This window comes from Streptomyces sp. NPDC087422 (assembly GCF_044744145.1).
Taxonomy (GTDB): domain Bacteria; phylum Actinomycetota; class Actinomycetes; order Streptomycetales; family Streptomycetaceae; genus Actinacidiphila.
Map to the genome: position 1 here is coordinate 824,285 of NZ_JBIUXT010000002.1, position 20,345 is coordinate 844,629.

The following is a 20,345-nucleotide window of genomic DNA, read 5'->3' on the forward strand; positions in this document are numbered from 1 at the left end:
TCGCCATAAGGGACAAGTCCCTCGGCATATGCCGAATTTCGGGCAGTTCTCATCACTCACAAGAGTGACGAAGGAAGGCAGGAACGCGCCCGACGATCGCGCCCTGTCCGTTACAGAGTAGGCGAACAGTTGGGCGCACGTCCGGGGAATCGCAACGTAGGCTGCCTCCATGGCACACAAGCGATCGGGCGGGGGGCTGAGCACAGCCCAGCAGGCCGCCAAGTTCCTCGGCGTCAGCGTGCTCTCCGGCGTGGTCCTCGCGGGCATCGCGCTGCCCGCCGTGGGCGCGCTCGGCCTGTCGGCCAAGGGCACCGCGGCCGGCTTCGACGACCTGCCGGGCGAGCTGAAGACCCCGCCGCTCAGCCAGGCGTCGAAGATCCTGGACGCGCACGGCGGCCTGATCGCCACGGTCTACTCGCGCGACCGCACCGTCGTCCCGATCGAGGACATGAGCCCCAATGTCCTCAGCGCCATCGTCGCCATCGAGGACTCGCGCTTCTACGAGCACGGCGCGCTCGACCCCAAGGGCATCCTGCGCGCGCTCAGCAACAACGCGTCGGAGGGCGGCACCCAGGGTGCCTCGACCCTGACGCAGCAGTACGTGAAGAACGTCTTCGTGGAGGAGGCGGGCGACGACCCCAACAAGGTCGCCCTCGCCACCCAGCAGACGATCGGCCGCAAGATCAAGGAAATGAAGTACGCGATCCAGGTCGAGAAGGAACTCGGCAAGAAGAAGATCCTGGAGAACTACCTCAACATCACCTTCTTCGGCGAGCAGGCGTACGGCGTCGAGGCGGCCTCACAGCGGTATTTCAGCAAGCACGCCAAGAACCTGTCGCTCACCGAGGCCGCGCTGCTGGCGGGCCTGGTCCAGTCGCCGAGCCGCTACGACCCGATCAACGACGAGCAGGAAGCCCTCAAGCGCCGCAATACGGTGCTGGCGCGCATGGCGCAGCTCAAGGACATCACCCCTGAGCAGTCCGCCACCGCGCAGAAGGCGCCGCTCGGCCTGAAGGTCAGCTCGCCGAAGAACGGCTGCATCACCGCCGTCAACGGCGCGGGCTTCTTCTGCGACTACGTGCGCAACACCTTCCTCACCAACGCCGCCTTCGGCAAGACGAAGGAGGAGCGCGCCAAGACCTGGGACACCGGCGGTCTGACCATCAAGACCACGCTCGACCCCAAGGCGCAGGCGGGTGTGCTGGACGGCATCAGCAAGCACGTCTACAAGAGCGACGCCATCGCCGCCGCCGTCACCCTGGTGGAGCCCGGCACCGGCAAGATCGTCGCGATGGGCCAGAGCAAGCCGTACGGCTTCGGCAAGAACGAGACGCAGATCAACTTCTCGGTCAACGCCAACATGGGCGGCGGCCAGGGCTTCCAGAACGGTTCGACGTTCAAGCCGATCACGGCCGCCGCGGCGCTCGAAGCGGGCTACAAGCCGGACCAGTCGGAGCCGTCGCCGAACAAGATGACGTACCCCGACGTCACGACCTGCGACAACAACACGATCCACGGCACCGACGAGACGGGCAACGAGGACCCGTCCGAGGTGGGCCCGTACCAGATGCCCGAGGCGCTGAAGAAGTCGATCAACACCTACTTCCTCCAGCTCGAGAGCCAGACCGGGCTCTGCCCGATCGTCAACATGGCGACCAAGCTGGGCCTCAACCGCGCCGACGGCAAGCCGCTGAACCAGATCGCCTCGCTCACCCTCGGCACCAACGAGGTGTCGCCGCTCAATGTGGCCGCCGCGTACGCCGCCTTCGCCAACCGCGGCGTCTACTGCACGCCGATCGCCATCCAGTCCGTGACGGCCGCGGGCGGCAAGAAGCTGACGGTGCCCAAGTCGCTCTGCTCGCAGGCCATGTCGCAGAACACGGCCGACACCATCAACACGATGCTCAAGGGCGTCGTCGACGACGGTACGGGCGAGGCGGCCAACCTGGACGACGGCCGGGACACCGCCGGTAAGACCGGTACGACCGACGACCGGTGGGCGGCCTGGTTCGCCGGCTACACGCCGAACATGGCGGCGGCCGTATGGATGGGTGACCCCAAGCACTCCAAGAAGATGAAGAACATCACCATCGGCGGCAAGTACTACCCGCTGGTGTACGGCGCCGACGGCCCCGCCCCCATCTGGAAGGACGCCGTCTCCGCGTCCCTGGAGGGCAAGCCGGTGCTCAGCTTCGTGACGGTGCCGCTCAACATCCAGGACAAGGGCAAGAACCCCCCGGCGTCGCCCGATCCGAACAACCCGGGCAACGCCACCAACACCGACGACAAGCACAAGGGCCGCGGCCACGGCCCCGGCGGCGTCACCACGATGGGCACGACCACCGGCGCCATCACGGCGGGCGCCGCCGGCGGCGGCACCAACGGCGGTACGACGACGGGTACGACCGTGGGCGCGACCGGTGCCAACGGCGCCACCAACGGCAGCCCCAACCCCTTCCCGACCTTCCCCGGCCTGACCACAGGCGGCGGGAACGGCCGGGCGGGGGGTACGACGGGGGCGACGTAGGGGTCGACGCGGGCCGATGCGGGCCGACGCAGGTCGGCGCAGGTCGGCGCAGGTCGGCGCAGGTCGGCGCAGGTGTGAGGCGTCGGCCCGCGCATAAGTGACGTCGTAAGGGGCGCCCTCCTGGGAGGGCGCCCCTTACGCGTGAGGTCTGCTGATGAGTGCGCGGATCAGCCCGCGAGCTGGCGCTTCACCTCGGCGGCGACCCGGCCGCCCTCCGCGAGCCCGGCCACCTTCGGGTTGACGATCTTCATGACGGCGCCCATGGCGCGCGGTCCCTCGGCCCCCGACTCGGCGATGGCGTCCCGGACGATCGCGGTCAGCTCCTCGTCCCCGAGCTGCTTGGGCAGGTACTCCGCCAGCACCTCGCCCTCGGCGCGCTCCCGCTCCGCCGACTCCGCCCGGCCGCCCTGCGCGAAGGCCTCGGCCGCCTCCCGCCGCTTCTTCGCCTCGCGCGTGATCACCTTCAGCACCTCGTCGTCGGAGAGGGTGCGCGCGGTGGTGCCCGCGACCTCCTCCTTCGTGATGGCCGTGAGGGTGAGCCGGAGCGTGGCGGAGCGCAGTTCGTCGCGTCCCTTGATCGCCTTGGTGAGGTCGTCGTGCAGTCGCTGCTTGAGCGTGGTGGTCATACGCCGAGTTTCGCATCCCTGCGCGGCGGTCGCGCCGCATATACGAGGGAGGCGGGGGGCGACTGCCCGTCGGGGGGTCTGTGCGGCTGGCCGTGGCAGGGTGCGCCCTGGCTGAAGGGTGCCCGGCTGGAGGGGGCTCCTGTCTGAAGGGTGCGCCCGGCTGAAGGGCGCCCGTTTGAAGGGTGCGCCCGGCTGAAGGATGCGCCCGGCGCCGGTCGAGGGGCCTTGGCGCGCGTACGGCCCGGACTCTGACACGATGGACGTATGCGCGCGCGATACGGAATTCCCCTCGGTGTGACGGCGGCCGGCGCGGCCGGCCTGGCGTACGCGGCCGGTTTCGAGGCGCGGTCCTTCCGCCTGCGCCGCGTCGACGTCCCGGTGCTGCCCGAGGGCATGCGCCCGATCCGTATCCTCCAGGTCTCCGACATCCACATGGTGTCGGGCCAGGACAAGAAGCGCCGCTGGCTCCAGTCGCTGGCGGGCCTGCGCCCCGACCTGGTCGTCAACACCGGCGACAATCTGTCGGACCCCACCGCCGTACCCGAAGTCCTGGACGCGCTGGGCCCGTTGATGCAGTTCCCCGGCACGTACGTCTTCGGGTCGAACGACTACTACGGCCCCAAGTTCCGTAATCCCGCCCGGTACTTGGTGGAGAAGGCGCGCGGCCAGCACGGGCTGAACGGCAAGGACCGCGCCGCGCACGGCGTCCTGCGCAACCCCTGGGGCGAGCTGCGCGACGCGTTCGACGCGGCGGGCTGGGTCGGCCTCAGCAACTCCCGCGGGCAGCTCAAGCTCGACCACGGCCCCGTGCTCGGCCTCACCGGCCTGGACGACCCGCACATCAAGCGCGACCGCTACGCCGCGGTCGCGGGCGGCCCCGACCCGGACACCGACTTCAACCTGGCGGTCGTCCACGCGCCCTACCTGCGCGTCCTGGACGCCTTCACCTCCGACCGCTACCCGCTGATCCTCGCCGGGCACACCCACGGCGGCCAGATCTGCGTCCCCTTCTACGGCGCGCTGGTCACCAACTGCGACCTCGACACCGACCGCGTCAAGGGCCTGTCCACCCATACGGCCACCGGCTCCACGTCCTACCTGCACGTCTCCGCGGGCTGCGGCGCCAACCGCTTCACCCCGGTCCGTATCGCCTGCCCGCCCGAGGCGACACTCCTGACGCTCACCAGCCGCTGACCCGTCCCGCCGTCCGCCGTCTCGTACGGTGAGGCATGCCTGCAATCCCCCGTTCGTACGTGGCGGCCTTCCGGCTGCTGATCGCGGCAGCGGCGGTGACGGGAATCACCATCGAGTGTGCGCACTTCCCGGCGCTGCGGGTCTTCACGTACTTCACGGTCCTCACCAACGCGGCGATCGCGCTGACCTTCGCCTGGTCCGCGTACCGCACCTGGACCCGGCGTCCCCCGATCCCCCCGCTGATCCACGGCGCTGTCCTGCTCTGCATCGTGATCACCGGCCTCGTCTACCACCTCGTCCTCGCCAATGACGCGAGCGACTTCTCCGAGTCCGAGGCCCTGGGCGCCCGCACCGGCGCCCTCGCCTTCTCCAACCAGCTCCTCCACACCGTGACCCCCCTCACGGTCGTCCTCGACTGGCTCCTGCTCACCGCCCCCGGCCGCTTCCCCTGGCGCTACGCCGGCCAATGGCTCCTGCTCCCCCTCGCCTACTTCGCCTTCGCCCTCATCCGCGGCCCCTTCTCCGGCTACCCCTATCCCTTCCTCGACGTCGACACCCGCGGCTACCCCGCCACCCTCCTCACCGCCCTCCTCCTCGCCCTCGCCTTCGCCGCCCTCTCCCTCCTCCTGATCCTCCTCGACCACCACCGCCCCGCCCCCCGAGGAAACCGGATTTCGCCCTCAGCCCCCCGTCCGCTAAAGTAAACCCCGTTGCACCGGGGTGTGGCGCAGCTTGGTAGCGCGCTTCGTTCGGGACGAAGAGGCCGTGGGTTCAAATCCCGCCACCCCGACCCAGGTCAGAGGCCCTGCAGGATCATCCTGCAGGGCCTCTGGCGTACCCGTACAGCAGCGAAGTACAGCAACCGCCTGGCCCTCCTCGGCCACCAGCAGCCCAGTGCGGCGCTCAGCAAGCGTGCACTGCTGCATCACAGCAGCAGGTGCCCGGGACTGCGTTGCTGGCGGAGAGCGCTGGCGGGGGTAACGATCATGTGTCAAACCGACTGCGGCCCCCTCAAAGCCGGGGGAACCTACAGACGCCCGCTGCTGGGCTGCCGAGCACACCTCTCCATAGCGGCGTCGCTGTCGGTCCCACTCGCTAGGCTGGAGCAAAGGTGAGGCGTACAGGAGGCCCACGTGCCCCAGAATCCAGGGATCGACCGGCGTGCGATCGACAAGTTCGTGAAGGACATCGCCAAGGAGTTCGAGCGCGCTTCCAGGAAGCACCCCATCCGTATGCCCGTCGGTGCAGAGGCGTCGGTGCATGGGGGCGGCTGGGACAGCGGTACTGCGATCGGAAACAGTCCATATGTGGCCCTGCTGCTCATGTGGCTGGACACCTACGCACAGCAATACCCAGCCCAATTCGTAGACGTCACCCAGTTCGTCGAAGAGCAAGGGCTGCCAGCTCAGGACGCGGCCGTACTCGCCTTCCAACTCGAGCAACGCGGGCTGGTTACCATCGCCCGAAATCTGGCGGGGACACCCGATGTGCACCTCACCGACGACGGCCGTGTGGCTGTGCACCACCTGAAGGAATTGCAACAAGATCACGCCGCCCGGCACCGCTACGCCGCCGAAGCGTTCCTCCGCTGGCTCTACACCGCAGCCCACGATCAGAAGCCGGTCGATCCCGTCGGCTTCTTCGCTGTCCCCGCTGCCTACTACGCCGGCGACGGGATCACCGGCGATGAGCTGCATCAAGCCGTAGCGCGCTTGAATCACGCGGGGTTCGTCGCGGGGATCAACACCGATCCGCCGACCGTTGCCATCACGCCCGACGGCATCGAGTGCGTCCTATCCGGAGGAACCGTGTCCGACTACCTGAACCGGCCGAGGGCTGGCGACAGCTATACCATCAACAACTCTCAGGGCTTTGTCGCCGGGCGAGAGAACCGAGTAGTGCAAAGCAATACTTTCGGCCTGGACCCCACGGCGCTGCGCGACTTCGCCGCCGTGGTGCAGCAGTTCGCCCCGACCTTCGGTATGGAGCCAGCCCAGCAGGCGGAGCTGATCCACGACGCCGAAGTCCTCGGCGAGGAAACAGCGGCCCAAAATCCAGAACCCAGCCGAGTCCGGGCCGCCTACCACCGCGTCCTCAGCGGACTAAGCGCGATCACGACCGCCACTGCCGGTCTCGCCACAGTGATCCACCAAGGTGAAGAGGCGTATCGCACTGTCTTCGGCAGCTGAAACACCACTCCGAACCCAGCTAGGTTCAACGTCTGCTCTGCCAGTTCGCCGTCCGACATGTGCAGATGTTCTTGATCGCGGTCAATAACACCTTACCTGTCAGTCCCTACTGGTACAACATGACCATGACGGATGACGACGATCAGACACCCGGTTACGTCTATATCCTTGTAAACTCATCTTTGACCGACCTCGTTAAGATTGGCTTAACCAGGGGCACGTCAAAATTGCGCGCAAGTGATCTATATAGCACTGGAGTTCCAACGCCGTTCGTTGTCGCCTATGACGAACTAGTGGCCGACTGTGTAGGAGTCGAGAGGCGCCTGCACGAGAAATTCTCTCATCAGCGAGTAAATAACCGCAGAGAATTTTTCCGGATCACACCGAAGGAGGCAATCGAAGCCCTTCAGAGGATCGCGCGCTTTTCCCCCTTTCTCGACGAAGAGGAGGTCACCCGAGTAAATGTTCTACCCGCATTCGATTCTCGGTGCAGACGCTGGCTCAGACGTGACTTGGTGGGCCTGAGCTACCTCCAAACAGCTACCAACTGCGCTCTTGAGATGGTCCGTCAAGAATCGTACGCGATCAGCGATCTGAAAGTCGATAGAACTGATCTCGGATTTATATGCGACGACGACGCCCTCACTTTCGACCCTCAACGCACCGCAGAGGAAAATGCCCGCACCTTGATTGAATTGGATAGCTATTCGCTCATCATGTGCTTCGACTTTATCGAAGATGAAATTGCCAAGTGGATTGATGGAGAGCACAGAGGCTGCGGGCGCACTCCGTTCACTTCACGGCAACCACACTATGAGTGGCGCGACGAACCTTGACCAATGCATTAGCGAGAGACCTGACATAGGTCGCGCCGCTATAGTTCCACCCCACGAACCGCACCCGTTGGACCTGCGACAGGTACAACGGGTGCGGCAATCACAGAAGGGGTTGACGTGCTACGCCTCAGGGCCAGATCGCACGGATACTCTCTTTTCGTCACCGGATATCTCGTTATGACAACCATTTAGGGTTACACCGAGCTTGCGGAGGGCCTTGCGGGTTTCCTCCGAGGGGACGTGCGTGTAGACCTCCATCGTTACGGCGATCTGGGTGTGGCGGAGGATCTGCATCGCGACGCGTGGGTGGACGTCCAGGGCCGCGAGCAGGGAGCCGCAGGTGTGGCGGGTGTCGTGGACGCGGATCAGGCGGACGCCAGCCTGCTCGCAGCGGAAGGCGAAGCGGCGGTTGAAGTTCCGAGGTTCGACCGGGGTGCCGTACCGGGTGGTGAAGACGAGGTCGGACTCGGTCCACAGTTCGCGGGCGGCCAGCTTGTGGGCGTCGCGGCGCTTCTCGCGGATGTGGAGTGCCGCCTCGCAGATGTCCGGCAACGGGAGGACGGCCTCTGATGCCTCCGTCTTGGTCTCGGAGTGGAGTAGCCGGCGGCGGACGCGCTGGAGCTGCTTGCGGATGTGGAGTTCGTGGCGGTCGAAGGTCACGTCGGACCAGGACAGCCCCAGCACCTCCCCCTTGCGCAGGCCGAGGACCAGGATCAGCACATAGGCCGCGTACAGCGGATCACGGGCGGCGCGGGCGGACTCCAGGAAGCGGCTGGCCTCCTCGACGGACCAGGGAACCGGCTTGCGGCTGCGGGGCTTGGGGAGCTTGACGAGCTGGGCGACGTTGCGGGCGATCATCTCCTCGGTCATGGCGTAGGTGAGGGCACTGCGCAGGACGGTGCGGGCGTCGCCGACCGAGCGCTGGGACAGGGTCTTGTGGCAGCACTTGCCGAGGGCGCAGCAGCGACGCCGCTCCTGGGGGCGGGCCTCGTCCTTGCGTTGGACGCAGCACTGGCACGTGTCGGCCAGCTTGTTCAGCCACTCGCGCACGTCGCGGACGGTGAGCTTGTCGACGCGCTTGGCGCCGATGAAGGGGACGATGTAGAGGCGGACAGCGGTCTCATACGTCGCCGCGGTGAGGGGCTTGAGGTTGCGCTCCACGACGTCGGTGATCCAGTAGGCGAGGTACTGGTCCAGCGTGGGGCTGCTGGTGGCTACGGGGCCGGCCTTGGCGGCCGTGTGGAGCTTGATCCACTTGTCGTGGACCTCGGCGCGCGTCTTGCCGTAGACGTACTTCCGCGCTCGTTTGCCCGTGGGGGTGGTGACCCAGGTGTACGCGGCAAAGCCGTTGCCGCGAGGGTAGATGGACCCCTCTCCGTTGCCGCGCTTGCCGCTCAAGCCGCCACCTGCTCAGCCGAGGCGACCACGCGGGCGACGTACTCGTCGACCCAGGTCGGGAGGATGCGTCGGTTGCGGCCGATGCGTACGGAGCGGATTTCGCCGGTCAGGACGAGGGTCTTGGTCTTGGACAGGCCGAAGCCGAGCATGTCCGCGACTTCGGCGGTGGTGTACCACTTCCGCTCGATGACGGTGGAGTGGCTGGTCGAGAGTGAGGCGTCGGCTTGCGGGGTCGGAACGGTGATGGTCGTCAGGTCGCGCTCGGGCGCGCTTGACCGGGGCATGGGCCTCCTCGCCGCTTGTACGGGGCTGGCACCCCAGCGGCGTGATCATGTTGATGGGTGGTCGTCGTGGCGGATCGCTCCGCTCGGGGCGCGCTAACGTCTGGAGCGGAGGTCGGCCTGCGGGCCGTGGCGAGGCGCCGCAGGAGTCATTGGGGCGGACGTACGCAGGTCCGCAGATGAAGGGGTCGGGAGCAATTCAGCTCTCGTCGGGCTTGGGGCTGTCGTCGATGGGCACCCAGCCGTCCTCGGTCTGGATCAGATCGAGGTGGTCCAGCTCTTCCGGCAGGGCCGGCGGCGTGATGCCTCTCGCCCGCATCGCGGCGCGGTAGTCCTGGAGGTCGTGGACGGTCTGGCTGGTGTACATGTCCATCTTCCCGACCCAGTCCTCCTGGGCAGCCCGCTGCTTGGGGTCGCGGATGAGGGTCAGGGCGCGCCGGTACTCGTCCGCCGTCTTCGTGGCGAGCAGGACGTTCCGCACGCCTTGGGCGTGGCGGCGGAGCTGGTCGTAGCGTTCTTCGAGGGTGTCTTCTTCCGGTTCGGTACCCAGCGGCAGTTCACCGCTGACCCACTCCAGTGCCTCGTCCGTCGGCATGTCCCGGCCAGGTAGCAGCTCGACGGAGCTGACCTGTCCGGCAGGAACCAGGAGGGCGACCGGCGGCACGTCCAGCACCTTGGCGAGTACCAGGAGCTCGGTCAGGTCGATGCCGGACCGACGACCGTTCTCCAGGTTGGCGATCACGCTGCGCGGCATGCGGTGCCCGAGGGCCGCACAGGCGTCAGCGACCTCCTGGGCGGTCATCCCGCGTTCTTCCCGGAGGCGTCGGACCGTGTCGGCTACGCGGCCGGTCAGCCGCGCCTGCCAGTCGATCTGCGTCATAGGTACAGGCATACCTTGCCGTCGCTGCTCATGGCAAGACATGGATCGCGAGAGATTGACACGCGACAGCACAGTCGATGTTCTGAATCGACACACGAATCACTATTGACTGTGTCGTTCCGCGTGTGGATGCTCTAGCGAGTACCTACGTCGGCGATCTTCGGGAAGGGGCCACCGAAACAGCAGCCGCAGAACGGGGTCGGCCCCCGGTGTTAGCGCACCGAGGGCCGTAGGGCTCCCTGATGACCACCCATCAAGACGATCAACCGGAGCGCGGGCCTGCCAGGGCCGGATGCGCTCCGGGAAGGGATTCCATGTCCCAGCCTACGGTCCCGCCTCGCGGACCGTCGACAAACCAGCCGCACGGCGCCCCTCCGGCGAACGTCCCGCCGTCGTTCAACGACGGGCTCGGAGGACCGCCGCACGACCTCGACGCCGAGCGGGCGGTCCTGGGCGCCTGCATGCGCGGCGGCACAGCGGTCGAAAGCGTCCGGGACGTGCTGGCAGCCGGAGATTTCTACCGCCCTGCCCACGAGACGATCTGGCGCGCGATCCTGGCCCTGCACGCGGAAAACGCGCCAACTGACCCCGTAGTCCTTGCCGACCGTCTCCGGAGCAACGACGACCTCACCCGGGTCGGTGGTGCCTCCTACCTGCACGCTCTCGTCGCCACCGCCTCGACCATCCACGCCGACCGCTACGCCGCGATCGTCCGCCGACAGGCTGCCCTCCGCGCCCTGCAGGCCACAGGGATCCGTACCGTCCAGCGCGCCTTGACCCCGGGCGCGGACCCCGACGAGATCCGCAGCGCCGTCGAGGCCGACCTCCGCGACGAACGCGAACGCGCCCTCGCTTCGGGCAGCAGCCGCCTGTCGCGCTACGCCGTCAACGGCTGGGACTTCGTCACCAAGACCGGTGCCGACAAGGAACCCCTGTGGGGCACCCGGGAGCAGACCGCCTGGGCAGCCGGGGAAAGCCTGATGATCGTCGGCGCACCCGGTGTCGGCAAGACGACCCTCGCCCACCAGGTCGTCCTCGCCCGGATCGGCGTCCAGGGTGGAACCCTCGGCATGCCTGTCGCCGAAGGCGAACGCGTGCTGTACCTGGCCATGGACCGGCCGCAGCAGATCGCCCGTGCCATGGCCCGCAGCATCACCGCGTACGACGAAGCCCGCCTCCGCGACCGCCTCGTCGTCTGGCAAGGCCCGCTTCCGGCCGGCCTCGACAAGGAGCCGAACCTTCTCGCCGAGCTGGCGGCTGCCCATCGCGCGGACAGCATCGTCATCGACAGCCTGAAAGACGCCGTCAGTACCCTCGTCGACGACACCCTCGCCATCGCCTACAACAACGCCCGCAACCACGCCCTCCGCGAGGGCTTCCAGATCATGGAACTCCACCACCAGCGCAAGGCCACCGCCGACGCACCGCGCGGTCAACGCCCCACGCTGGACCGGGTGTACGGCTCCACCTGGCTCACGTCCGGGGCGGGCAGCGTCCTGTTCATCTCCGGCGAGGCGGGCGATCCCGCCGTCACCATCCACCACCTGAAGACGGTGACCGGCGAGATCGGCCCGCTCAACGTCGTCCACGACCACACCCGCGGCACCACCCAGGTCGAGGACACCCTCGACCCCGTCGTCCTGCTCCAAGCCGCCGCCGAGGGCCTCACCGTCAAAGAGCTGGCCGTCGTCCTCACCGGAGAGGCCAAACCCGGACCGGGTGCCATCGAGAAGGCCCGTCGCCACCTCGACGGCCTCGTCAGGGCCGGGCTCGCCGTCCGGGACGGCGGCGCCGCCGGAGGCACCGGAGGCGGTCAGAAGGCCCGCTACCGGGCATCCAGCCGCCACATCGCGCCCAGCGGCCCTCAGCCGACCGCCGACCTCGCAGGTCAGCCCGCGGTTGCGCTCGCAGTGGCCGCAGGCCGCGCAGCCCCATCGGAGACCGACGCGACGGCGTCGGCTGACCGAGTCAAACGATCACGGGAGCGTCCACGCGCACCCGTCGGTGGTGGCCTCCCCCGTCCCGTTCCCACACCTCACGCGGTGCCGACAAACCGCAGGTAGAGCGATCACGCGACCGTTCACGGCGTTCACACGGCGGAGCGTTCACGCGCGAGCCCCCCTTTAGAAGGGGGCTCGCGTGAACGCCCCCGCGTGTACGGCCCCGACGAGCGCACCGCCCCTCGGCCAGGCCCGCCGTGAACTCCCCCGCGCTCGGCCTCATGCCCCGGCACGCGACCATTCAGGAGGACCAGCACCTGTGACGCCCGCCCGAACCGTCCAGCCCGCCAAGACCATGACGTACTGGGACCGCGCCGCCATCGCCGTCCTCGCACTGGCCGGCTTCACGCTGTCGTACGACGCTCTGCGGCAGACCGCCGAGGCCATCCACGTCCGGCACGTCCTGACATACGTCTTCCCGCTGATCATCGACGGGTTCATCGCCTACGGAATACGGGCACTGCTCGTCCTGCGGACCGCTCCCTTCAGCGCCCGCGCCTACGCATGGGCGCTCTTCCTAGCTTCCACGACCGCCAGCGTCTGGGCCAACACACTGCACGCCGTTCGACTCAACGAGCAGACCTCCGCCGGATCAGGACTCCGCCTCGGCGACACGGCTGTCGGCGCCCTGTCGATGATCGCTCCGCTGGCCTTGGCGGGAGCGGTCCATCTCGGCATTCTCATCGCTCGGCACGCGGCTGACGGGGACCCCGACACCCCGAATCGCCCCGCATCCAAAGCTGGGCAACCGGGTGGCCCGGATGGTGTTCCGACGCAGATCACTCCGAAGAACGCCGATCGCATCAGCCAGCCAACTGCCACGGCAAAGACCAGGACGGACCGCGAACCGACCGCTCGGCGCAGGCGGACCGGTCGCCCTCCGGGAGCGACCATGGAACAGCTCCTGGCCGCCGCGCGCCCTGCGGTCGAGAAGCATGGCCTCACCGTCGCCGTGGTCAAGGACGCGGTCCGCGCCGCCGACCTTCCCGTAGGCAGCGCGCGCTTCACGCAACTCATGAAGCGGCTGCGCACTGAACAGGACCAAAGCCTCTCCCAACGGGGGCGGGCTCACCCCGGCGTGGACTGAACGGACTCTCCTCCAAGCGGGGAAGTGTCCGAACGGAACAGCGTTCCCTTTGGCGGAAGTCCGGAGGAGGCTGGCCGACTTCCGCCAACGCGCCCGCCGGGCTCATCGCCTGAGTTCTCCGGAGCCGGGCCCCTCTTCGCCTCGTTGCTCAACACGCCGATCATCTACAGGAGCGGAAAGCCATGCCCCGGAGCCGATCCCTTGTCGAGCCCACTGACAAAGGCCCCGATGAGCCCGGGACGTCTTCTACGCTGAGGGAGCGTTGGCAGCGGGCGTTCGGGAAGACGGCCCCTGGCGGAGCCAGTAGTACCCCGAGTCCGACTCGCGGCCAGATCGGGGGGATCTCCGCCCCTGGGGTGGCGGAGGCGGCCCGGCGCGAGGGCGCGCCGAGCCAGGACGCCGGGGCTGGCCCCGACTCGGACACGCTCCACACCGCCCAGCGCGCCGTTCTCGACCGCGCGTCCGCTGAGCTCGCCCCGCCGAGCGTGCACAGTGTGCAGCCCACGATCCGCCGCTTCACCGGCGACAAGCGCACCGTACGCGTCGGCCCCCTGCGCTTCACCCCCGACGAACACACCCTCCTCCGCGAAGCCGCTGCGGAGCACGGCTACAAGGGCGAATCCGGTCTCGCCGCCGACATCGTCCTGGCCTTCCTCACCGGTCGGTTCACCGCTAACCTCCCGCTCTCGGAAGACCGGCGCCGTACCCACATGTTCCGCGCCCAGGTCCTGCGCGCCCTGAGCCGCATCGGCAACAACATCAACCAGATCGCCCGCGCCCTCAACAGCGACTACACCCCGCCCGACATCCGCGAACGTCTCGACGACCTATACCACCTGCTCGCCACGATCGCCGAGGCCCTGCGTCAACCGGCCGACGAGGCGGAGGTGGGACGACCGTGATCGCCGCCATCAAGCCGGCCGGCGCCAACACCCGAGGCCTGCTCGCCTACCTCTACGGCCCCGGCCGTCATGACGAGCACCTCGACCCGCACCTCGTGGCCGGCTTCGCCATGCTCGGCATGCCCGAACCCGGCCGCGACCAAGGCGCCACCCTGACGGAACTCGGCCGCTACCTCGACGCACCCGTCAAGCTGCGCAACAGCGAGTTCGGCAAGCCGTTCACCGACCATGTCTGGCACTGCCCCGTCCGCGCAGCCCCCGAAGACCGCTACCTCTCCGACACCGAGTGGGGCGAGATCGCCCGGCGCATCGTCACCGCCGCCGGCATCGCCCCCGAAGGCGACGACCTCGCCTGCCGGTGGATCGCGGTGCGCCACGCCGACGACCACATCCACATCCTCGCCACCACCGTCCGCGAAGACGGCCGCCGGCCCAAACTCCACGACAGCGGCATCCGTGTCGGCAACGAATGCCGCGAGATCGAGAAGGACTACGGCCTGCGCCGCCTGAACAAGGGCGACCGCACCGCCACCCGTGCCCCCAGCCAGGCCGAGATGCACAAGGCGGCGCGCTTGGGCTGGGAACAGACCAGCCGCGCCTGGCTCCAGGACCGCATCCGCGCCGCCATCCCCCACGCCACCACCGCCGAAGAACTCCTCGCCTACCTCGAAGCCGGCGACGTCATCGTCAAGCCACGGCGCGGGCCGTCTGGCGACCTCCTCGGCTACGCCGCCGGCCGCCCAGGCGACCTCAATAACGACGGCGAGCAGATCTACCACCCCGGCGGGAAGATCGCCCCTGACCTCACCCTGCCCAAGCTGAAAGCCCACCTGGAAGCCAGCACACCCGAGGAGTACCCCACCGCCCGCCGCAACCGGCCCGGCACACCCTGGCAGCACGCCACCGAAACCCTCGACACCCTCCACGCCGAGATCACCGGCACCGGTGACAGCTCTGACACTCGCGGACAGGCCCAGATCGCCGCCCTCGGAGAACTGATCGAGGCCACCGCCCAGGCCGCCCCCGCGGAACTGCGCGCGGAACTACGAACGGCAGCAGGAGCCTTCGCCCACGCGCAACGTTCTCAGATCCGCGCCGAGCACAGCACGGCAGCCGGTCTGCGCAGCGCCGCCCGTGACCTCGTCAACGCCGGCACCGGCCAGGACGGCAGCGCCCTCGCTGTCCTGCTCGCCGCCCTGGTCTGGTCCGCGATCCTCGCCAGCCGCTGGCACACCGCCCGAGGCCACACCCAACAAGCCGCCGCAGCCCACCAGGCCGTCCAGCACCTGCAAGCCGCCTACGCCCAGTCCACCGCACCCCAACTCGCCGCCGTCGCCCAGCGCCAGCCCAACCCGGACACCCGCGCCACTCTCACCAACGAGGTACGAGCCGCCGTCCCCGACCACGCCGCCCACATCCTCGCCGACCCCGACTGGCCCGCCCTCGCCACCGTCCTCGCCGACGCAGAAGCCGGCGGCCACCGACCAGCCCGCCTCCTCAAAGAAGCCGCAGCCCAGCGCGAACTCCACACTGCCCGCCAACCCGCCCGCGTCCTGATCTCCCGTATCCAGCACACAGCACGCAACCCCGCACCCAACCGACGGGCCGAGGCCGCCCGCCTCCGCTCTCAGACATTCGCCTCCCGGCCCCAGCCGACGACGGAGGCACGGACGCCACCCTCGACTTCAGTATCGGCGCCTGACCGCTTCCGATCACGGCGATAGTGCTGTCCGCGCCGATGACCGCTTCGGTTCGCCGGGCAGATGTTCCCGGCTGACAGTCGGCATAGCCGTGGCTCCAACGGCAATCGCCGAAGGCTCGTCCCAGACAGTCCCGGTCGGTACCAGCGCTGCCGTTCGATGCGCCGCACTCGGCGTGCGAGTCGGCTTCTGGTTCTTCTGTACCGTCGGAGTCGCGGGCACAGCACGTCGCGGAGGTCTCCGCGGCGAACGGCCTCCAGCAGTACGTCATGGAACGAGTCTTTGGAGTGGTGGCGGAATGCCGTCGTCGTCAGGTGCTGCGCTCGGGCACGGGGGGTTCACCTCGGCTCGCGCCTATCAAGTGATGGCGGAGGCGTGCGCCAGAGCGGGTCTGGACGCCGAAGGTGCGCGGCTCATCCGGCTCGGCGAGAACGCGCTGTTCCGGCTGGTGCGTCGGCCGGTGATCGTACGGATCGCTCGGTCTGCGGAGTATCTGGGCACCGCGCGCGTCGAGGTGCGCGTCTCGCAGTGGCTCGCGGCAGAGGGGTTCCCCGCTGCATGCGTCGTGGAAGACATCGAGCAGGCCGTCGTGGTGTCCGGGCATCCAGTGACGTTCTGGCACCTGATCGAGGAGAGTGACAGGAAGGCGACATACGGTGAACTCGGCTCTGTGCTTCGCGACTTGCACGCGCTGCGAGTGCCGGACAGTCTGGATCTGCCGCGGTTCGACGCACTTGGCCGGTCGGCGCTGAGGATCGAGAAGGCGGCCGGCATCCCGGAGGAGGACCGGGATTTCCTGCGAGAGCACCACGCCGAACTCAGCAGCCGCATGTCGGAGTTGGAGTGCGCGTCGCCTCGCGGGCCGGTTCATGGCGACGCGCACACGAGCAACCTGATGGTCGACGATCAGGGTCATATCCGCCTGATCGACTTCGAGACCTTCTGCTGCGACCACAGCGAATGGGACCTCATGGTGGCCGCTCACGAGTACGACCGCTTGGGGTGGGTGACCGACGAGCAGTACGCGGCGTTCACCAGCGCATACGGAAGGGACCTGAGGGAGTGGCCGGGCTTCGAAACGCTGTGCGCGGTACAGGAGTTCAAGATGACGACCTGGCTCATGCAGAACGTCGGCGAGAGCAGTGAGACCGCCGCCGAGTACGCGCGGCGCATAGCCTCACTTCGGGATGACCGCGCACCCCGCAACTGGCATCCAGGGTGACGCCCGCTACTCGTCCGCAGGATCGGCGAATGCGAGCCGCACATGATCATTGAAGTCCCGTACAGCGGCGTTTGCCGCATGCGGTGAGATCTTCCGCTGGAACTCTGAGACGTAGTGGCGGAACCGGGCCGACTGTACGGATTCGCCCTCACGGACGGCTGTTGTCGCCGTGGTGATCGCCGCTTCCACCTCGCCGTGCAGGTACTGGCTCTGGGCGAGCACCATTCGGCAGAACGCCAGTGTTCGCGCGTACTGGGGCTCCGTCTTCTCGACGGCGAGTTCCGCGAACCGGAGGGCGTCTGCTGGGCGTTCGAGGTCGCGGAAGCAGTGCGAGAACTCACCGATCAGCTCTGCCTCGTCGAAGTAGGCGAGCCAGTCCGGGTCGGTGGCGGAATCCGCCCGTTCGAAGTGGCGTTCGGCCTCGTTCATGGCACGCGAGGCGCCGACAAGGTCGTGAGCGCTGGCCAGCGCACGCGCCTCGTGGGCGGCGAACATGGCCTGGGCTCGGGGTGTCGCCCGGCCTCGGCCGCCTTCGACGGCGGCGCGCGCAAGCCGGGCGGCTCGCGGGACCTCTCCGAGGTAGTTGGCCTGGTGGCTCATGTTGGCGAGGATGGTGGCGCCCATCATGCGGTCGTCGGTTGCCTGGGTAAGGCGGAGCGAAGCCAGCAGGTAGCGGTTGGCCAGGTGGTGGTTGCCGACGTCGTAGGCCGTCCACGCCAGGACTTCGCCCATCTCGGACGCTGCCGTGAACAGGGCTTGGCCGACCTTCTCGGAATAACCGGCGTTCAGCAACGGCAGAACCTCCTGGCGGAAGTAGTGCCGAAGCGCGGCGTGGCCGTGGCCTCCACCGAAGAGGAAGTCCAGCCGCATGAACATCGCGTTCGCGGTCCGAACTGCCGCCACGTCGCGCATCCCGACGCGGCGCGGTGCCCCGGCCCCGCTGGTCGGCAGGCCATCCGGGCGGGAGACGAGCCACGACAGGACGGCGGAGTCCACCTCGTTGTCGTGCAGCAAGTCGCTGGCGGACACCTTCTCTTCCGGGCGTAGCTGTGTCAGGCCGTCCAGGACTCCGAGGGCGTCCGCCAGAGATGTCGCATAGCTGGCGCCGAGAGGTGCCGGCCTCATCGTCAGTCCGGCGAAGCCGAGGTCGGACGTGGTGATCCGGCGGCCTAACTTGGCGCCGAGCGCTTCGGCGACGTAGGACGCGGTCTCCGCTTGGATGCCCGCGCCGTCGAGCCAGCGCTGCACCGACACGTGCGTGGTGCCTAGGCGTACGCCGTGGCGTTGGGCGGCGTCTCGCACCCGGCGGGCCAGGCCCTTGTTGGTCGCGCGGGCCTCGGCCATCAGCGCGGCCAGCCGTTGGTTGGGCTCTCTGTCCATGGTCCCCCTGCCATCGGACGGTGACGGCATGTGGCAATGCTGTCACGCTGTGGCGGCCCGCGGCAGGGGTTCACGGACGAACCCCCTCGGTGAACGGTGAACCTCCCTGTGCGCGCGAACCCCTCGGCGGACACTCCCGCTTGGCCTCGGACCGCCGTTGACTTGCGGAACGCCGGAGCGGATCACACGCCTCCGGGCGGTAGCCCCGATGGATGAGGAGGTGAAGCGATGGCTTCCGCGAGTTTCCACGACCGACTTGAACTGGCCTGCGAGGCCGGTGCCGTGCCGCGCGCTCGCGGTCATGCCCGCGGGATTCTCCGCTCCTGGGGCGTGCCCGATGACGTGCTGTACGACGCGCTCGTCGTCTTGGGCGAGTTGACGACCAACGCCGTCCAGCACGCGGGCACCGGGTTGGAAGAACCCTCGATGGGACAGGGGCCCTCGGGGTCGACCGCGTTCACCCTGGACCTGCGGTTGTGCGACGACCGCCTCTATGTCGCCGTACAGGACGGGAGCAGGCAAATCCCCGTGCCACGGGGGCCGTCCGACAAGGCGGAAAGCGGTCGGGGGCTGCAACTCGTGGCTGACCTGAGCCACGGCGCATGGGGTTTCGCCTCCTGTGAGGGCTTTTCCGGGAAGGTGGTCTGGGCGTGCCTGACGCTTTCCGCGTCGGGCACGGAGCCGGCAGCGCGAGCGAACTCCTGGCCGGGTGCTTGCGGAGCTGAAGCTGCCGCGCCGCTGGGTGGCGTGTACCGCGACGACCTGGCCACGCTCACCAGGACGCACACCTTGCTGGCGCTGTCGCAGGCCGACCGCTATCTGGCTGACCTCCCCGTGGAGGACGCCGACCTCGACGCTCTCGCAGCGGTCCTCGAAGGAACGGACTGCGAGCCCGTTAGCGGCCCAGGGGCAACGGAGTTGGCACCACGCCTGTACGGCACGTTGCGCCGCCTGTCGTCACGAGTGGCCCCGAGCGCCGGCTTCACCGATGTCGTTCGGACGCTGCTGGACGATCCGGGCGACGACGCCATCGCAGCACCTGGCACAACTGAGCTGACACGGCTGGCACTTGCGGTACAGGACCTGCTGGAACAGGCCGCCGCGTGCTTCAACGAGGCTTCCCGGTCGCCGTGAGCCGGCCTTCGGCGGGATCCCGCTACGTCGGCACCCCCCAGAACGCGGACCGGGAGGACCCCACCTGGACACGGCCCGCGACGCGAACCACAAGTACCCCGGCACGTAACGCAACCACGAAAGAAGAAGGACCGAGTTCCATGCCCCCTCCCGCCACCGCCCTCCTCGACCGACGTTCCATCTCCGCGCACCTCCCGCCCTCCGCTGCCCAGACACTCGACGGGACGGGAAAGGGGAGGACGGAGGCTCGTCAGTGGACGATCACTGCGAACGACGGCTCCGTCGTCACCGGCTACCTGCCCGAGTGGGCCCAGGACGACCCCAGCGCCAAGGGCGTCCGCGCAGACGAACTCCCGGCGGTGCTCGTCGGGGTCACCCACTGGGCAGACTTCGAGGGTGCCGCGCTGACGACGTTCAGCGCCGAGACCGGCGGCGCCGACGGACCCGCCGCCGCGGTCCAGGTCTTCGGCAGCAGCATCGTCTGCCACCCCTACCCCGACCCGCACCAGCCCGGCGAACCCCGTATCCCCTTCGCGGAGGTCCAGATCACGCCGGACTACTGGATGACGGGACTCGACCCCGACGCTCTCACGGCCGTCGCCGCCACCCTGCACACCCTGGCCGACCGCTTCGAGAACGTCCTCCGACCCCAACTCGTCGCAGCCCGCGCCGAGTGGGCAACGCACCACACCGCCGCGACGGCACCCGCCCCGCAGCAGAACGACCCCACCGAAGAAAGGAAATCGGCATGAGCCCCACCATCACGCACACCACCAAGACGCAGCCGGCGGCCACCGGCACGACCGCGTCGGACGGCTTCGACCTCGACGTCACTCTGGTCGAGGTCGGCGACGTCGCCGGCCTGATCAGCCTGACCGACGACGGCTGCGGCGAGACCTGCGGCGCCTGCACCACCAACGTGGCCTGACCGCAAGCGCGCGCAAACCCCGGCCGGTGTCTTCGTGATCCGTGGTGCGAGGGCACCGGCC

General features: G+C 68.4%; 18 protein-coding genes and 1 tRNA gene. 14 read left to right on the forward strand and 5 right to left on the reverse strand.

What is annotated here, in order from left to right; all coding sequences use genetic code 11:
* Positions 1-169: 169 nt before the first annotated feature.
* Positions 170-2,527, forward strand: a complete 2,358-nt coding sequence (locus tag ACIO6U_RS09445) for a transglycosylase domain-containing protein (RefSeq protein ID WP_355336102.1) — start codon at positions 170-172, stop codon at positions 2,525-2,527.
* Between the two features lie 167 nt (positions 2,528-2,694).
* Here the strand turns inward: ACIO6U_RS09445 and ACIO6U_RS09450 are convergent, their stop codons facing one another.
* Positions 2,695-3,153, reverse strand: a complete 459-nt coding sequence (locus tag ACIO6U_RS09450; protein ID WP_391042635.1) for a GatB/YqeY domain-containing protein — start codon at positions 3,151-3,153, stop codon at positions 2,695-2,697.
* Between the two features lie 264 nt (positions 3,154-3,417).
* Here ACIO6U_RS09450 and ACIO6U_RS09455 point away from each other — a divergent pair, with 264 nt between their 5' ends.
* The 5 genes from ACIO6U_RS09455 (at position 3,418) to ACIO6U_RS09475 (ending at position 7,372) form a co-directional block, all read left to right on the forward strand.
* A complete protein-coding gene (locus ACIO6U_RS09455) occupies positions 3,418-4,347 on the forward strand; it encodes a metallophosphoesterase (RefSeq protein WP_401716967.1) in 930 nt (309 codons plus the stop codon).
* A gap of 35 nt (positions 4,348-4,382) precedes the next feature.
* The gene (locus ACIO6U_RS09460) at positions 4,383-5,051 is read left to right on the forward strand and encodes a Pr6Pr family membrane protein (protein ID WP_401716970.1); all 669 of its coding nucleotides are present in this window, start codon (positions 4,383-4,385) and stop codon (positions 5,049-5,051) included.
* A gap of 12 nt (positions 5,052-5,063) precedes the next feature.
* Positions 5,064-5,137 (forward strand) — tRNA-Pro (locus tag ACIO6U_RS09465).
* A 343-nt stretch (positions 5,138-5,480) separates the two neighbouring features.
* Positions 5,481-6,536: a hypothetical protein gene (locus ACIO6U_RS09470; protein WP_401716973.1), complete on the forward strand. Its 1,056-nt coding sequence runs from the start codon at positions 5,481-5,483 to the stop codon at positions 6,534-6,536.
* Positions 6,537-6,661: 125 nt separating this feature from the next.
* Positions 6,662-7,372, forward strand: coding sequence for a GIY-YIG nuclease family protein (locus ACIO6U_RS09475; RefSeq protein ID WP_401716976.1), 711 nt, complete (start codon positions 6,662-6,664; stop codon positions 7,370-7,372).
* A 120-nt stretch (positions 7,373-7,492) separates the two neighbouring features.
* Here ACIO6U_RS09475 and xerC read toward each other — a convergent pair whose 3' ends face one another.
* The 3 genes from xerC to ACIO6U_RS09490 form a co-directional block, all read right to left on the reverse strand.
* The gene (xerC, locus tag ACIO6U_RS09480; protein ID WP_401716979.1) at positions 7,493-8,770 is read right to left on the reverse strand and encodes a tyrosine recombinase XerC; all 1,278 of its coding nucleotides are present in this window, start codon (positions 8,768-8,770) and stop codon (positions 7,493-7,495) included.
* Complete coding sequence (locus ACIO6U_RS09485) at positions 8,767-9,015, reverse strand: helix-turn-helix domain-containing protein (protein WP_401717188.1); 249 nt, start codon at positions 9,013-9,015, stop codon at positions 8,767-8,769. The genes xerC and ACIO6U_RS09485 overlap by 4 nt, the downstream gene beginning before the upstream one ends.
* Positions 9,016-9,250: 235 nt before the next feature.
* Entirely contained in the window at positions 9,251-9,931 is a 681-nt protein-coding gene (locus ACIO6U_RS09490; protein ID WP_401716982.1) for a helix-turn-helix domain-containing protein, read from the reverse strand.
* A gap of 314 nt (positions 9,932-10,245) precedes the next feature.
* Between ACIO6U_RS09490 and ACIO6U_RS09495 the strand changes: the two genes are divergently transcribed.
* The 5 genes from ACIO6U_RS09495 (at position 10,246) to ACIO6U_RS09515 (ending at position 16,842) form a co-directional block, all read left to right on the forward strand.
* A complete protein-coding gene (locus ACIO6U_RS09495; protein WP_401716984.1) occupies positions 10,246-11,994 on the forward strand; it encodes a DnaB-like helicase N-terminal domain-containing protein in 1,749 nt (582 codons plus the stop codon).
* A gap of 196 nt (positions 11,995-12,190) precedes the next feature.
* On the forward strand, positions 12,191-13,018 hold the full coding sequence (locus ACIO6U_RS09500; protein ID WP_401716987.1) for a DUF2637 domain-containing protein: 828 nt from the start codon (positions 12,191-12,193) through the stop codon (positions 13,016-13,018).
* A 356-nt stretch (positions 13,019-13,374) separates the two neighbouring features.
* Complete coding sequence (locus ACIO6U_RS09505) at positions 13,375-13,920, forward strand: MobC family plasmid mobilization relaxosome protein (RefSeq protein ID WP_401716990.1); 546 nt, start codon at positions 13,375-13,377, stop codon at positions 13,918-13,920.
* Complete coding sequence (locus tag ACIO6U_RS09510; protein ID WP_401716993.1) at positions 13,917-15,644, forward strand: relaxase/mobilization nuclease domain-containing protein; 1,728 nt, start codon at positions 13,917-13,919, stop codon at positions 15,642-15,644. Before ACIO6U_RS09505 ends, ACIO6U_RS09510 begins: the two co-directional genes overlap by 4 nt.
* Positions 15,645-15,918: 274 nt before the next feature.
* Positions 15,919-16,842 carry a phosphotransferase enzyme family protein gene (locus ACIO6U_RS09515; protein ID WP_401716995.1) on the forward strand — a complete coding sequence of 308 codons (924 nt, stop codon included), beginning with the start codon at positions 15,919-15,921 and terminating at the stop codon, positions 16,840-16,842.
* 6 nt (positions 16,843-16,848) lie between these two features.
* On the opposite strand, the gene ACIO6U_RS09520 is transcribed toward ACIO6U_RS09515, so the two are convergent.
* The gene (locus ACIO6U_RS09520) at positions 16,849-18,222 is read right to left on the reverse strand and encodes a sporulation protein (RefSeq protein WP_401716998.1); all 1,374 of its coding nucleotides are present in this window, start codon (positions 18,220-18,222) and stop codon (positions 16,849-16,851) included.
* A gap of 228 nt (positions 18,223-18,450) precedes the next feature.
* On the opposite strand from ACIO6U_RS09520, the gene ACIO6U_RS09525 reads away from it, so the two are divergent.
* The 3 genes from ACIO6U_RS09525 (at position 18,451) to ACIO6U_RS09535 (ending at position 20,284) form a co-directional block, all read left to right on the forward strand.
* Positions 18,451-19,356: an ATP-binding protein gene (locus tag ACIO6U_RS09525; protein WP_401717000.1), complete on the forward strand. Its 906-nt coding sequence runs from the start codon at positions 18,451-18,453 to the stop codon at positions 19,354-19,356.
* A 140-nt stretch (positions 19,357-19,496) separates the two neighbouring features.
* Positions 19,497-20,108, forward strand: a complete 612-nt coding sequence (locus ACIO6U_RS09530) for a DUF6907 domain-containing protein (protein WP_401717003.1) — start codon at positions 19,497-19,499, stop codon at positions 20,106-20,108.
* Positions 20,105-20,284, forward strand: a complete 180-nt coding sequence (locus tag ACIO6U_RS09535) for an FxLD family lanthipeptide (protein WP_401717006.1) — start codon at positions 20,105-20,107, stop codon at positions 20,282-20,284. Before ACIO6U_RS09530 ends, ACIO6U_RS09535 begins: the two co-directional genes overlap by 4 nt.
* The last annotated feature ends 61 nt before the right edge of the window (positions 20,285-20,345 follow it).